The organism is Streptomyces sp. NPDC012935 (assembly GCF_042900345.1).
In the GTDB taxonomy this organism is placed as follows: domain Bacteria; phylum Actinomycetota; class Actinomycetes; order Streptomycetales; family Streptomycetaceae; genus Streptomyces.
The window spans coordinates 256,032-269,721 of record NZ_JBIBBC010000004.1; the positions used below are offsets into that span (position 1 = coordinate 256,032).

13 protein-coding genes are annotated in these 13,690 nt (G+C 70.4%); 8 read left to right on the forward strand and 5 right to left on the reverse strand.

What is annotated here, in order from left to right:
- Window positions 1-6: 6 nt before the first annotated feature.
- Both ACFY5C_RS13000 and leuA read right to left on the reverse strand, forming a co-directional pair.
- Window positions 7-705 carry a TerB family tellurite resistance protein gene (locus tag ACFY5C_RS13000; RefSeq protein ID WP_389443798.1) on the reverse strand — a complete coding sequence of 233 codons (699 nt, stop codon included), beginning with the start codon at window positions 703-705 and terminating at the stop codon, window positions 7-9.
- Window positions 706-996: 291 nt separating this feature from the next.
- Window positions 997-2,718 carry a 2-isopropylmalate synthase gene (gene leuA / locus ACFY5C_RS13005; protein ID WP_389443800.1) on the reverse strand — a complete coding sequence of 574 codons (1,722 nt, stop codon included), beginning with the start codon at window positions 2,716-2,718 and terminating at the stop codon, window positions 997-999.
- A 320-nt stretch (window positions 2,719-3,038) separates the two neighbouring features.
- On the opposite strand from leuA, the gene ACFY5C_RS13010 reads away from it, so the two are divergent.
- From ACFY5C_RS13010 to ACFY5C_RS13025, 4 genes are read left to right on the forward strand one after another with little or no spacing between them, the layout of a single operon-like run.
- A complete protein-coding gene (locus tag ACFY5C_RS13010) occupies window positions 3,039-4,109 on the forward strand; it encodes a M4 family metallopeptidase (protein WP_389443802.1) in 1,071 nt (356 codons plus the stop codon).
- Between the two features lie 21 nt (window positions 4,110-4,130).
- The gene (locus ACFY5C_RS13015; RefSeq protein WP_328427737.1) at window positions 4,131-4,397 is read left to right on the forward strand and encodes a protealysin inhibitor emfourin; all 267 of its coding nucleotides are present in this window, start codon (window positions 4,131-4,133) and stop codon (window positions 4,395-4,397) included.
- A gap of 46 nt (window positions 4,398-4,443) precedes the next feature.
- Window positions 4,444-5,760 (forward strand): GH1 family beta-glucosidase, encoded by a 1,317-nt coding sequence (locus ACFY5C_RS13020; RefSeq protein WP_389443804.1) that lies wholly within the window; start codon window positions 4,444-4,446, stop codon window positions 5,758-5,760.
- On the forward strand, window positions 5,757-7,010 hold the full coding sequence (locus ACFY5C_RS13025; RefSeq protein ID WP_389443806.1) for an MFS transporter: 1,254 nt from the start codon (window positions 5,757-5,759) through the stop codon (window positions 7,008-7,010). The genes ACFY5C_RS13020 and ACFY5C_RS13025 overlap by 4 nt, the downstream gene beginning before the upstream one ends.
- A 91-nt stretch (window positions 7,011-7,101) precedes the next feature.
- On the opposite strand, the gene ACFY5C_RS13030 is transcribed toward ACFY5C_RS13025, so the two are convergent.
- The gene (locus ACFY5C_RS13030) at window positions 7,102-7,956 is read right to left on the reverse strand and encodes an NAD-dependent epimerase/dehydratase family protein (RefSeq protein WP_389443808.1); all 855 of its coding nucleotides are present in this window, start codon (window positions 7,954-7,956) and stop codon (window positions 7,102-7,104) included.
- A 119-nt stretch (window positions 7,957-8,075) separates the two neighbouring features.
- Between ACFY5C_RS13030 and ACFY5C_RS13035 the strand changes: the two genes are divergently transcribed.
- On the forward strand, window positions 8,076-8,924 hold the full coding sequence (locus ACFY5C_RS13035) for a helix-turn-helix transcriptional regulator (protein WP_389443810.1): 849 nt from the start codon (window positions 8,076-8,078) through the stop codon (window positions 8,922-8,924).
- 197 nt (window positions 8,925-9,121) lie between these two features.
- Window positions 9,122-9,598 carry a hypothetical protein gene (locus ACFY5C_RS13040; protein WP_328427733.1) on the forward strand — a complete coding sequence of 159 codons (477 nt, stop codon included), beginning with the start codon at window positions 9,122-9,124 and terminating at the stop codon, window positions 9,596-9,598.
- Between the two features lie 55 nt (window positions 9,599-9,653).
- On the opposite strand, the gene ACFY5C_RS13045 is transcribed toward ACFY5C_RS13040, so the two are convergent.
- Entirely contained in the window at window positions 9,654-9,992 is a 339-nt protein-coding gene (locus tag ACFY5C_RS13045; RefSeq protein ID WP_389443812.1) for a P-II family nitrogen regulator, read from the reverse strand.
- Complete coding sequence (locus tag ACFY5C_RS13050; RefSeq protein ID WP_389444132.1) at window positions 9,989-11,320, reverse strand: ammonium transporter; 1,332 nt, start codon at window positions 11,318-11,320, stop codon at window positions 9,989-9,991. The genes ACFY5C_RS13045 and ACFY5C_RS13050 overlap by 4 nt, the downstream gene beginning before the upstream one ends.
- A 165-nt stretch (window positions 11,321-11,485) precedes the next feature.
- Here ACFY5C_RS13050 and era point away from each other — a divergent pair, with 165 nt between their 5' ends.
- Window positions 11,486-12,454, forward strand: a complete 969-nt coding sequence (era, locus tag ACFY5C_RS13055) for a GTPase Era (RefSeq protein WP_389443814.1) — start codon at window positions 11,486-11,488, stop codon at window positions 12,452-12,454.
- A gap of 306 nt (window positions 12,455-12,760) precedes the next feature.
- A partial coding sequence (locus ACFY5C_RS13060; protein ID WP_389443816.1) for a PhoH family protein occupies window positions 12,761-13,690 on the forward strand: 930 nt, incomplete at its 3' end.

The following is a 13,690-nucleotide window of genomic DNA, read 5'->3' on the forward strand; positions in this document are numbered from 1 at the left end:
CCGGGCCTACGACGGCGTCCGCGCCGCCGCGGCCAGCAGCCTCGTCACGTCCTCCGCGCAGATGGTGAGGGCGGAGCCGACCGTCGCGAGGACGTCTCGCTCGGCGGGGGTGTAGGGACCGTCGGCCAGGGCGATGCGGGCGCCCTGGAGGAGGATCGATTCGCGGCCGGCGGGGGCGAGGTGCGGGGCGAGGGGGTCCAGGGCCTCGTGGAGCTCTATGGCCAGGCCGGCACCGCAGGGCTCGGAGAAGACCCGCCCGGTGTCCGCGGCCAGGGCCTCGACCAGAGCGTTGAGCTGTTCCTCCGTGCAGTCGTCGAAGCCGGCCGCCCGCACCGCGGCCGCGGCGGCCTCCAGGGACGGACGGGCACAGGTGCCGCCGGCGGCCAGCACCGCGAGGGCGACGGTGTGGACGGCGTCGCGGAGCATCGCGGAGAAGCGGGTGGTGGTGGGGTGGTCGAGGACGTCGGTGCCGAAGTGACGCCGGCAGGCCGCACACTCCACGACCGGGGCGGTCTCGCCGCGCGGCAGGACCGGCACGCCGAGCAGGGTGAAGCGGCGGTGCCCGGTCAGCCGCTGGTAGTTGCGGTCACCCCCGCAGCCCGGGCAGAAGAACTCGCCGTCACCGACGGCCGACCATGCGGTGCGGGTGCCCAGGATGCGCGCAAGCCTGGCGGCACGGCCGTCTTGTCCCCGTCCTGGCAGCACGTCGCACCTCCGTAGCCCCGCGGCAACATCGCCGCGCTTGCGTGATGTTAGCCACATCATGGAGGCGGAGTCAGCACCTGGACGAGACCTTTCCGTGACCTGCACAGGTCAATGGCCGAAAACGGACGGACCCCGCCCACCCGAAAAGAGTGAACGGGGCCTGTGAGCGCCGGGCGCGACAACGCCATCGAGGGGCGCGGGGAACTGCACGACAAGCCACGACGGGGCCGCGCTCACCCACTGGCCGACGGACCTACGGCGAACAGGGACGGCCGCCCCGCGGAGCGAACGTCAACGAGCCGCCCGGTTGACCGCGGACACGACCGCCTTCAGCGACGCACGCGTGGTGTTCGCGTCGATCCCGATCCCCCACAGGACCTGGCCGTCGATCGCACACTCGATGTACGAGGCGGCCTGCGCGGACGCACCCTCGCTCATCGTGTGCTCCTGGTAGTCCAGCAGCCGTACGTCGATGCCGATGGACTGCAGGGCGTTGAAGAAGGCCGAGATCGGACCGTTGCCGGTACCGGACAGGACGGTGTCGACGCCGTCGACCGTCGCCTCCACCTTCAGCGTGTCCACGCCGTCCGTGTCCGTCGTCGACTGACCGTTCTTGACCTGGATCCGACCCCACGGGTTCTGCGGGTTCGGCAGGTACTCGTCCTGGAAGACCGCCCAGATGTCACCGCCGGTGACCTCGCCGCCCTCGGCGTCCGTCTTCGCCTGGATGAGCTTGGAGAACTCGATCTGCATCCGGCGCGGCAGGTCCAGCTTGTGGTCGTTCTTCAGGACGTACGCGATACCGCCCTTGCCGGACTGCGAGTTGACGCGGATGACGGCCTCGTAGGAGCGGCCGACGTCCTTCGGGTCGATCGGCAGGTAGGGCACGGCCCACTCGATGTCGTCGACGGTGACGCCCTTGGCGGCCGCGTCGGCCTCCATGGCGTCGAAGCCCTTCTTGATGGCGTCCTGGTGGGAGCCGGAGAAGGACGTGTAGACCAGGTCGCCCACGTACGGGTGGCGCGGGTGGACCTCCATCTGGTTGCAGTACTCCCACGTACGACGGATCTCGTCGATGTCGGAGAAGTCGATCTGCGGGTCGACGCCCTGCGAGAACAGGTTCATGCCCAGGGTGACCAGGTCGACGTTGCCGGTGCGCTCGCCCTGCCCGAACAGGCAGCCCTCGATGCGGTCGGCGCCGGCCATCAGCGCCAGCTCGGCGGCGGCGACGGCCGTACCGCGGTCGTTGTGCGGGTGGACCGACAGGACGACGTGCTCGCGGCGGGACAGGTTGCGGTGCATCCACTCGAAGCGGTCAGCGTGCGTGGACGGCGTCGAACGCTCCACCGTGGCGGGCAGGTTGAGGATGATCTCGCGGCCCGGACCGGGCTGGTAGACGTCCATCACCGCCTCGCAGACCTCCAGCGCGAAGTCCAGCTCGGTGTCGGTGAAGATCTCGGGGCTGTACTGGTAGCCGAACTCCGTCTCCGGGCCCAGCAGCTTCTCGGCGTACTCGACGACCAGCCGCGTGCCGTCGACGGCGATCTGCTTGATGTCGTCCCTGGAGCCGCGGAACACCACCCGGCGGAAGACGGGGGCGGTGGCGTTGTACAGGTGGACGGTGGCCCGCTTGGCGCCCTTCAGCGACTCGACGGTGCGCTCGATCAGGTCCTCGCGGGCCTGGGTCAGTACGGAGATGGTCACGTCGTCGGGGATGGCCGCGGGGTCCTCGATGATCGACCGCACGAAGTCGAAGTCGGTCTGGCCCGACGCCGGGAAGCCGACCTCGATCTCCTTGTAGCCCATCTTGACCAGCTGGTCGAACATCCGGCGCTTGCGCTCGGGCGACATCGGGTCGATCAGGGCCTGGTTGCCGTCACGCAGATCGGTGGAGAGCCAGCGCGGGGCGGTGGTGACACGCTTCTGCGGCCAAGTGCGGTCCGGGATGTCGACCTGCTCGTAGCGGCCGTACTTGTGGATCGGCATGGAACTGGGCTGCTGGCGGTTGGCCATGATGCTTCGGGCTCCTCAGGGTGTCCGGAAGGACGGCCGACGACGCAACGCGAAGCTCCGCGGGGAGGGAGTCGACCTGTACTACAGGCCCTCGCCGCGGCAGCTAAGAAGGAGCAGCCCGAAACGCATGATGCGAAGCATGCTAGCCGAGCCGCTCCCCGTGCGGGGCGTCGTATCAGTATGCGGGACCCGGGGGACGAATGGGACAAAAAGTGCGCCATACCACTTCGTCACTGAGCGTGCCGCTCCCTATCCGTATATTTCACCAATCATGGTTGCGACTAGTGACAGCCTGCTGACGCAGTGCAATGGTGCCGGTCATGACGACCAACGGGGGCTTCGAGCCCGTCTTCTGCACCGTCGTACCGCCGCACGTCCTGGACAAACTGGCCCGGAACGACGACCCCGCACTCTCCGGCCCGGCTCGCCGGACCCTGATGCGCGACAGCGAGCTGCGCGGCAGGCGTCGCGTCACGACCGAGTTCGCCCTCGCGGCCGCCCCGACGGCGAAGGCACCGTCGGACCAGCCGCTGCGCACCATCTACGACGCCCGGCACCGGACGGCCCTGCCCGGCACCAAGGTCCGCGGTGAGGGCGCGGACCCCGGCCAGGACGCCACGGTCAACCGCGCCTACTCCGGCCTCGGCGCCACCTTCGAGCTCTTCCTCAAGGCCTACGCCCGCCACTCGATCGACGGCGACGGGCTGCCCCTGGACGCCACCGTCCACTACGACGAGAACTACAACAACGCCTTCTGGAACGGCGAGCAGATGGTGTTCGGCGACGGGGACGGCGAGATCTTCCTCGACTTCACCATCCCGATCGACGTCATCGGCCACGAGCTCAGCCACGGCGTCACCCAGTACACGGCCAACCTGACCTACTACGGTCAGCCGGGCGCACTGAACGAGTCCATGTCGGACGTCTTCGGCGCGCTCATCAAGCAGTACACGCTCGGCCAGACCGCCGCCGAGGCCGACTGGCTGATCGGCGCGGGCCTGCTGGCGCCCAGCGTCTCCGGCAAGGCCCTGCGCTCCATGAAGGAGCCGGGCAGCGCGTACGACGACGACGTCCTCGGCAAGGACCCGCAGCCCGCGACGATGGACGACTACGTCCGCACCGGCCGCGACAACGGCGGCGTCCACATCAATTCCGGCATCCCGAACCACGCCTTCTACCTGGCCGCCACCGCGCTCGGCGGCAACGCCTGGGAGAAGGCGGGACAGGTCTGGTACGACGTCCTGACCGGCGGCGAGCTGTCGGAGCGGGCCATGTTCACCGACTTCGCCAAGCTGACCGTCAAGGCCGCGCGCGAGCGCTTCGGCGACGGCGGCGAGGAGCTCCAGGCCGTGTCGAAGGCGTGGGAGCAGGTCGGGGTGCGGATCCAGTAAGTCCGTACTAGACAGGGACCCATGCGGATTTTGGTACGGCGCACGGGTGGTTTCGCGGGCATCGAGCGGCACGCCGAGGTGGACACCTCGGGGCGGCCCGACGCCCAGGAGTGGCACGCCCTGGCCGAGCGCGCGGTCGCGTCCGGCCGGGGCACGCCCCCCGTCGGGGTTCCGGACGGGTTCAGCTACCAGATCACCGTGGACGGCAAGACGGTGTACTGCTCGGATCCCCGGCTCACGGACGAACAGCGCAAACTGATCTCCAGGGTGCTGAAGGAAGGTGCGTAACCAGCGGTTCACGCCTGGGCGTTGACTTCTGTTACCAGCGGTACGGATGATCCCGCCCATGGCGACGAACCCGATACCCCAGTTCCCGGCCGGCTTCCTGTGGGGCGTCTCTACGTCCGCCCACCAGATCGAGGGCGCGGTGGGCGAGCGCGAGCAGTCCGTGTGGGACGCCTTCACGGCCGAGCCGGGCAGGGTGAAGGACGGCTCCACGGCGGCGGTGGCCTGCGACCACTACCACCGCTACCGCGAGGACGTCGCTCTGCTGGCCGACCTGGGCGTCGACGCGTACCGCTTCTCCATCTCGTGGCCGCGGGTGAACGCGCCGAAGGGCCTCGGCTTCTACGACCGCCTGGTGGACGAGCTGTGCGCGGCGGGCGTACGGCCGGTGCCGACGCTCTTCCACTGGGACCTGCCGGCCTCGCTGGACTGGCTCGACCGGGACACGGCGGCCCGTTTCGCCGAGCACGTGTCCGTGGTCGCCGAGCGTCTCGGTGACCGGGTGCAGAAGTGGATCACCCTCAACGAGCCCGCCGAGCACACCCTGCTGGGCCACGCCCTCGGCACCCACGCCCCCGGCAGACAGCTCCTCTTCGACGCCCTGCCCGTCGCCCACCACCAGCTCCTGGCCCACGGTCTCGCCGTACGGGCGCTGCGCGCGGCCGGTGCGAGCGACATCGGCATCGCCAACTCGCACGGCCCGACCTGGCCCGCGTCGCGGGAACCGGCGGATCTGGAGGCGGCGGACTTCTACGACGTCCTGCTCAACCGGCTGTTCGCCGACCCGTTGCTGCTGGGCGAATACCCCGAGGGCATCGGCGAGTTGATGCCCGGGGACGTCGAAGGCGACCTGAAGGTCATCGCCGAGCCGCTCGACTTCTACGGCGTCAACTACTACGCGCCGACCCGCGTCGGCGCCCCGCAGGGCACCGAGATCGAGTTCGGCGGGATCAGCATGCCCGCGGAACTGCCCTTCTCCGTACGGGAGATCGAGGGCGTGCCGACGACGGACTTCGGCTGGCCGGTGGTGCCCGAGGGCCTCACCGAGCTGCTCACCGGCTTCCGGGAGCGGTACGGCGACCGGCTGCCGCCGGTCGTCATCACCGAGAACGGCTGCAGTTACGAGGGCATCGACGACCAGGAGCGGATCGCCTACCTGGACGGCCACATCCGCGCGCTGCACCGGGCGGTGGAGGCCGGCGTGGACGTACGCGGGTACTTCGTCTGGTCGCTGCTCGACAATTTCGAGTGGGCCGAGGGGTACGCGCGGCGCTTCGGGCTGGTCCACACGGACTACGAGACGCTCACCAGGACCCCCAAGGCGTCCTACGGCTGGCTGCGGGACGTGCTCCGGGCCCAGCGGTGACGTCCACCCAGCCATTGGGTGCCCTGACCGAGCCCGTCGACCGGGTGGGCCGGGGCTGGACGGCGGCGCTGTCGCTGGCCAACGTGGCGATCTGGGTGGGCTGGTACGGCCCGTTGCAGATCCTGCTGGCCCAGCAGGCGGCGGACTTCGCGCCCGGCACCGGGATGTCGAAGGAGACGCTGCTGGCGTGGGTGACCGGTGTGGGCGCGGTCGTGTCGCTGGTGGCGAACCCGTTCTTCGGCGCGCTGTCGGACCGCACCACGGCCCGCTGGGGCCGCCGTACGCCGTGGATCGTGGCCGGCGCGGCGGGCGGCGCGCTGTCGCTGCTGCTGCTCGCCGGGGCGGGGGGACTGTGGGCGATGGCGGTCGGCTGGTGTCTGGTCCAGCTGACGCTGAACGCGTCCTTCGCCGCGGTGACGGCGGCGGTGCCGGACCGGGTGCCCCGGCTGCAACGGGGTGTGGTGGGCGGCTGGTTGGGGGCCGCGCAGATCCTCGGGGCGGTCGTCGGCACGGGGCTTGCGACGGCGGCGGGCGGGATCGCGGCGGGGTATGCGGCCTGCGCGGTGTTCACGGTGGCGGGTGCGCTGCCGTACGTCCTGCGGTACCGGGATCTGAGGCTGGCGGCCACGGACCGGCCGGCGTGGTCCTGGCGTTCGTTCACGCGCGGCTTCTGGCTGAGCCCGCGTCGCTACCCCGACTTCGGCTGGGCCTGGCTGACCCGCTTCCTGATCAACCTCAGCAACGCACTGGTGATCCTGTACCTCCTCTACTACCTGCGGGACCGCCTGCACCACGACGACCCCGAGCAGGGCGTCCTGATCCTCACCGCGGTGAACAGCGTGACCCTGGTGGCCACGGTCGTGGTGGGCGGCGCCTGGTCGGACCGGGTGGGCCGCCGCAAGCCGTTCGTGATGTGGTCCGGGGTACTGATGGCGGCGGCCACGGCCCTGCTGGCCGCCTGGCAGACCTGGCCGGGCGCGATCGTCGTGGCGGCCCTGCTGGGCCTGGGCCTCGGGGTGTTCATGTCGGTCGACTTCGCGCTGATGACGGACGTCCTGCCGAAGGCTCTCGACCGCGGCAAGGACCTCGGCGTCATCAACGTGGCGAACGCCCTCCCCCAGGTGGCGGCCCCCGCGCTCGCCGCCCCGATCGTCACCCACCTCGGCGGATACCGGGTGCTGTACCTGGTGGCGGCGGTGGCGGGGCTGGCGGGGGCGGTGCTGGTGGGACGCATCAGGGGCGTGGACTAGACGCCGCCAAGGGCGCGGGGCTGCATCAATTTGCGGCTCCGCCGCGTGGGCGCGACCAGCCACAGCGAACCCGCAGACGACCACGGACTCATCACAGCGCTCCGGCATCCCGCGCGGCATACACCGACGGAAACAACGGCCGATACCCCAGCTCCCTGCGAATCCGCTCCGTCGAGGTGATCGCGGCCCACGGATCGGGATCGGCACGGCCGTACAACTCCGCCGGGATCTCGACCCCGTTGAGCTGATGCAACTCGACCGCCGTCACGGGAACGTCGTCGGCGATGTTGTAGACCCGCCCCGCGATCCCCGGCGCGTGCAGGATCCGCAGCAGCCCCTGGGCCACGTCCGCGTGGTGCCCCATGTGCAGCCGCTGCGTCGCCGCCCAGTTCTTGGCCCACATCAGGGACTGCGCGAGATGCGGATCGCCCTCGCCGTAGACGAAGGGGAGCCGGCCGACACGTACGTCCATGCCCTCCAGCGCGAGCAACTCCCGCTCGGCCGCCGCCTTGGACTGCGGGTAGGCACCCCACATCGCGCCGCCGGGCCGGCTCTCGTCGTCCTCGGTCAGCGGGCGGCCGCGTCCGGTGCCGTACACCAGCCCCGTGCTGACCTGCACGAAGCGTCGCACCCCGGCAGCCAGCGCGGCACGCCCCAGCTCCACGGCCGCGTCCCGGTTGACCGCCCACGCCTCCTCGTCGGGGACCCCGCGGAAGGACGCCGCGACGTTCACGACCGCGTCCACCCCGGCGACACCCTTGCCGAGCGTCTCGGTGTCCCGCAGATCGCCGGCCACGACCTCGGCGCCCAGCTCCGCGAACGGTTCGCCCCGCGCCGCGTCCCGCACCAGCACCCGTACCTGCTCCCCCGCCCGGGACTGCGCGAGCAGCCTCGGCACGAAGCGCCGGCCGACCTGTCCTGTCGTACCCGTCACCAACGTCAGCATCTTCTGCTCCTCTCGTCACCGACCACCCTCGGACGGGGCCGGTGCGGGCGGGAGAGACCCGTTGATCAGGGGATCGGCAGTCCCTGGCTAAGCGGGCCGGACTACCGCAGGCTGGAGAGGTGAACCGAGCCGAACTCGCCGACTTCCTGCGCCGTGGCCGCGCCCGGCTGACCCCGTCGGACGTGGGTCTGACACCGGGCACCCGGCGTCGCACACCGGGCCTGCGCCGCGAGGAGGTGGCGCAGCTGGCGGGGATGTCGGTGGACTACTACACCCGGCTGGAACAGTCCCGTGGCCCGCGCCCGTCCCGGCAGATGCTGACGGCGCTGGCCCGCGCGCTGCGCCTGACCGCCGTCGAGAGCGACCACCTGTTCCACCTGGCCGGCGAGGAGCCGCCGCGCCGCGAGACGGCGTCGGCGCATGTCCGGCCCGGGCTGCTGCTGATCCTGGACCGGCTGCACGACACTCCGGCTCAGGTGGTGAACGACTGCGGCGAGGTACTCGCGCAGAACGCGATGGCCCGGGCACTGGTCGGTGACGTGATGTCCCGGCCGCGGCGTGAGCGCAACCTCACCCGCCGCTTCTTCCTGGACCCGACCGCCCGCTCGCTCTTCCCGGAGGAGGATCACGCGGGCCACGCGCGCGCCCATGTGGCCACCCTGCGGGCGGTGGCCGCGGCCCGCCCCGACGACCCGGAACCAGCCGCGCTGGTCGCCGAACTCCGGGCGTCCAGCGAGGAGTTCGCGCGGCTGTGGGAGGAACACGAGGTGTCGCAGCGCAACCGGGCGACCAAGCGTTTCCTGCACCCCCTGGTCGGCCTCCTGGAGCTGGACTGCGAGGTCATGGTCAGCCACGAGCACCACCACCTGCTGGTCGTTCACTCGGCACGGCCCGGGACCGAGGCCTACGAGCGCCTGCAACTCCTGCGGGTGGTGGGCCTGCAGGACATGTCCCCCAGCAAGGCCTGATCCGGTAGCTGACCTTCCGGTAATGGAGGCCGGAAATCACCCTTGCCGACCCTCGCCCCACGCGCATCAATGGAAACGGCGGTTCCGACGGACCGTCAGATTCAGCTCTCCACGCAGTGTGTCCGCATCCACCTGCCGAACAGTTCCCCCACCCCCACACAAGGAACTCCCCCACCCTTGAAAGGGACTGAATCCCCATGAGACGCATGCGCATCGGAGCAGGTGCCGCGCTGGTGGCCGGGACCCTCGCGGTCACCGGGCTGGCCTTCGCACCCGCCGCCCTCGCGGTCGCCCCCGGCTCCGCGACGATCACCGCCGACTGCGGCAGCTTCGGCGGTGGCGAGGCCACCCTCACCGCGACGCAGGACGGCACCGCCGCCACCATCACCGTCAACTCCTCAGCGATCACCGCGCCGATCGCGCTCGGGGAGGACTCCATCTCCTCGACGCTCACCCTGGTGAAGGCGAGCGGCGGCACCACCGCCTTCACCGGCACCGAGAACCCGGCGATGGCCGCCGGCGACCCCGTCCAGGTCGGCCCGCTCAGCGGCACCGTCGCCTCCGGGGACAGCCTGGAGGCCTTCGGCGGCTCGCTGACGATGACCGTCTTCGGCATCACCATCACCTGCACGGCGACCGGGCCGCAGTCGCCGGGCCCGTTCGTGTTCGACTGAGACGCGTGACGCACTGACGCTTCGAAGGGGGCGCGGTCCCGGCGCTGTTACGGCTTCAGAGCGCGTCGGGGCCGCGTTCGCCCGTCCGTACCCGTACGACCGTCTCGACCGGCAGCGCCCAGACCTTGCCGTCGCCGATCTTGCCGGTCTGCGCGGCCTTCACGACGGCTTCGATGACGTCCTCGGACAGCGCGTCCTCGACGACGACCTCGATGCGGACCTTCGGTACCAGATCGACCTGGTACTCCGCGCCCCGGTACACCTCGGTGTGGCCGCGCTGCCGGCCGTACCCGCTCGCCTCGGTCACGGTCAGACCGTGCACGCCGAGCTCCTGGAGGGCGGTCTTGACCTCGTCGAGCCGGTACGGCTTGACGATCGCGGTGATCAGCTTCATGCCTGCTTCTTGACCTTCTGCGCGGCGGAGGGGGAGGAGGAGACGGACGAGGCGAGGGACGCCGTGACCGGGGCGCCGTGCCCCAGGACCCCGTGATCGTAGGCGGTCTCGGCGTGCACCGTAAGGTCCAGGCCGGTGTGCTCCTGCTCCTCGCTCGCCCGGAAGCCCATCACCTTGTCGATCAGCTTGGCGATGCCGTAGGTGACGAGGAAGGCGTACGCGCCCACGGCCACGATCGCCACCGCCTGCTTGCCGAGCTGCGCGAGCCCGCCGCCGTAGAGGAGTCCCTCGGCCCCGCCGGTCATGGTGGCCGTGGCGAAGACGCCGATCAGGAGGGTGCCGATGACACCGCCGACGAGGTGGACGCCGACGACGTCCAGGGAGTCGTCGTAGTTGAACTTGAACTTCCAGCCGACGGCGTACGAGCAGACGACGCCGGCGGCGAGGCCGACGACGAGCGCGCCGAGCAGCGACACAGAACCGCAGGAGGGCGTGATGGCCACCAGTCCGGCGACGGCGCCGGAGGCCGCGCCCAGCGTCGTCGGGTGTCCGTCGCGCTTGTGCTCGACGAAGAGCCAGCCGAGCAGGCCGGTGCAGCCGGCGGCGAGGGTGTTGAGGAAGGCGGCGGCCGCGAGGCCGTTGGCGCCGAGGGCGGAGCCGGCGTTGAACCCGAACCAGCCGAACCACAGGAGACCCGCGCCGATCACGACCATCGGCAGGTTGTGCGGCCGCATGGCGTCCTTCTTGAACCCGAGCCGCGGGCCGAGGACCAGGGCCAGGGCGAGCCCGGAGGCACCGGAGGTGATCTCGACGGGGAGGCCACCGGCGAAGTCGAGGGCGCCGAGGCGGTCGAGAATCCAGCCGCCGGGACCCCAGGTCCAGTGGGCGACGGGAACGTATACGAGCAGCGCCCACACCGGCACGAACACCACCCACGCCCCGAACTTCGCCCGGTCCGCGATGGCGCCGCTGATCAGCGCGGCCGTGATGATCGCGAAGGTCAGCTGGAAGGTGGCGAAGAGGACGGTGGGGACGGTCCCCTGGACGCTGTCCGGACCGAGCCCGGCCATGCCGGCGTGATCGAGCCCGCCGATGAGTCCACCGAGGGTGTCCTCCCCGAAGGCGAGCGAGTACCCGCAGGCCAGCCACACGACGGTGACCAGGGCGATGGACACGAAGCTCATCATCAGCATGTTGAGGACGCTCTTCGTGCGGACCATGCCGCCGTAGAAGAGGGCCAGGCCCGGGGTCATCAGCAGGACGAGGGCGGTGGCGGCGAGCAGCCAGGCGGTGTCGCCGGTGTCGACGCTTGCGGCGGCGAGGGTCACGGTCGTCTCCAACGGTGCGGGGGCTCCTCAGAGGTTCACGGCTGTGCGTTTCGGGTCGTGCACGGCTGTGTTTCCGCGACGTTTCGTTGCGCGGGGGTTTCCGGAAGCTCACCGGACGGTCGGCGGTCGGTCTGTTGTGCGGCGAGGGTCTGTGGATCAGGGAGAATGGGCGCCATGAGCGTTCGCAGCCAGTCATCCGAGCCGTCCGCATCGTCGGGGGCACCCCACCGCGCCGGCTTCGCCTGCTTCGTGGGCCGCCCCAACGCGGGCAAGTCCACCCTTACGAACGCTCTGGTCGGCCAGAAGGTGGCGATCACCGCCAACCAGCCCCAGACGACCCGGCACACGGTGCGGGGGATCGTGCACCGGGAAGACGCCCAGCTGATCCTGGTCGACACCCCTGGGCTGCACAAGCCGCGCACGCTGCTGGGCGAGCGGCTGAACGACGTCGTGCGTACGACCTGGGCCGAGGTCGACGTGATCGGCTTCTGTCTGCCGGCGAACGAGAAGCTCGGCCCCGGTGACCGTTTCATCGCGAAGGAGCTGGCGTCGATCAAGAAGACGCCGAAGATCGCGATCGTCACGAAGACCGACCTCGTGGACAGCAAGACGCTGGCCGAGCAGCTCATCGCGATCGACCAGCTCGGCAAGGAGCTGGGCTTCGAATGGGCCGAGATCGTCCCCGTCTCGGCGGTCGGTGACCAGCAGGTGGGCCTGCTGGCCGACCTGCTCGTCCCGCTCCTTCCGGAAGGGCCGGCGCTCTACCCCGAGGGCGACCTCACCGACGAGCCCGAGCAGGTCATGATCGCGGAACTGATCCGCGAGGCCGCGCTGGAGGGCGTCCGGGACGAGCTGCCCCACTCCATCGCGGTCGTGGTGGAGGAGATGCTCCCCCGCGAGGACCGCCCCGCCGACAAGCCGCTCCTCGACATCCACGCCTTCGTCTACATCGAGCGCCCCAGCCAGAAGGGCATCATCATCGGCCCCAAGGGCAAGCGCCTGAAGGAGGTCGGCATCAAGTCCCGCAAGCACATCGAGGCACTGCTGGGGACGCCGGTCTTCCTGGACCTGCACGTCAAGGTCGCGAAGGACTGGCAGCGGGACCCGCGGCAGCTGCGGAAGCTGGGCTTCTGAGCCTGAGGCTCACATGTCAGCGCCGGTCCCGGCATTTCAGCCCGTCCGGCGTTTGAGGACGAGGCCGTCCAGGCCGACTGCGGGGGTCTGGGGGCGGCAGCCCCCAGGGACGGGACGGGTAGGGGCGGCGGGGGCGAGAAACCCGACCCGGGGTGACGGCGGGCGTACCCGACGTGCACGGATGGGGACCGTGGGGAAAAGGCCTACGGCCTTGTCAGTCCCCCGGCGTACTCTGGAAATCGCCAGACCGCCCACGTGGCGGGCGAGTCGTTTCGAGGAGGACGAGCAAGGCCTACGAGCCGGCCCATGACTCAGACACCCACAGCTCACACACCCGCGCAGGGGCAGGCGAGAGCACAGTTCACCGTCCCCGCCCAGCACCCCATGGTGACCGTGCTGGGGTCCGGCGACTCCCTGCTGCGCGTGATCGAGAAGGCCTTCCCGGCGGCCGACATCCACGTCCGGGGCAATGAGATCAGCGCGGTCGGCGACGCCGCTGAAGTCGCCCTCATCCAGCGCCTGTTCGACGAGATGATGCTGGTGCTCCGCACCGGACAGCCGATGACGGAGGACGCAGTGGAACGCTCGATCGCCATGCTCAGAGCGAGTGAGAACGGCGAGGGCCCGGAGGAGACCCCGGCCGAGGTCCTCACCCAGAACATCCTCTCCTCGCGCGGCCGCACGATCCGCCCCAAGACCCTCAACCAGAAGCGGTACGTCGACGCGATCGACAAGCACACGATCGTCTTCGGCATCGGCCCCGCCGGCACCGGCAAGACCTACCTCGCCATGGCGAAGGCGGTGCAGGCCCTGCAGTCCAAGCAGGTCAACCGCATCATCCTGACCCGGCCCGCGGTCGAGGCGGGCGAGCGGCTCGGCTTCCTGCCGGGCACGCTCTACGAGAAGATCGACCCGTACCTGCGTCCGCTGTACGACGCGCTGCACGACATGCTCGACCCCGACTCGATCCCCCGGCTCATGGCCGCCGGGACCATCGAGGTCGCACCGCTCGCGTACATGCGCGGCCGTACGCTCAACGACGCCTTCATCATCCTCGACGAGGCCCAGAACACCTCGCCCGAGCAGATGAAGATGTTCCTCACCCGCCTGGGCTTCGACTCGAAGATAGTCATCACCGGTGACGTCACCCAGGTCGACCTCCCGGACGGCACCAAGTCCGGTCTGCGGCAGGTGCAGGACATCCTGGACGGCGTCGACGACGTGCACTTCTCGCGG

What these genes read in the sequence shown, in the direction of transcription:
- leuA (WP_389443800.1), bottom strand. Translation starts at nt 2,718, where the DNA reads ATGGCCAACCGCCAGCAGCCCAGTTCCATGCCGATCCACAAGTACGGC.
- ACFY5C_RS13040 (WP_328427733.1), top strand. Translation starts at nt 9,122, where the DNA reads ATGAGACGCATGCGCATCGGAGCAGGTGCCGCGCTGGTGGCCGGGACC.
- ACFY5C_RS13020 (WP_389443804.1), top strand. Translation starts at nt 4,444, where the DNA reads ATGATCCCGCCCATGGCGACGAACCCGATACCCCAGTTCCCGGCCGGC.
- ACFY5C_RS13015 (WP_328427737.1), top strand. Translation starts at nt 4,131, where the DNA reads ATGCGGATTTTGGTACGGCGCACGGGTGGTTTCGCGGGCATCGAGCGG.
- ACFY5C_RS13010 (WP_389443802.1), top strand. Translation starts at nt 3,039, where the DNA reads ATGACGACCAACGGGGGCTTCGAGCCCGTCTTCTGCACCGTCGTACCG.
- ACFY5C_RS13030 (WP_389443808.1), bottom strand. Translation starts at nt 7,956, where the DNA reads ATGCTGACGTTGGTGACGGGTACGACAGGACAGGTCGGCCGGCGCTTC.
- ACFY5C_RS13045 (WP_389443812.1), bottom strand. Translation starts at nt 9,992, where the DNA reads ATGAAGCTGATCACCGCGATCGTCAAGCCGTACCGGCTCGACGAGGTC.
- era (WP_389443814.1), top strand. Translation starts at nt 11,486, where the DNA reads ATGGGCGCCATGAGCGTTCGCAGCCAGTCATCCGAGCCGTCCGCATCG.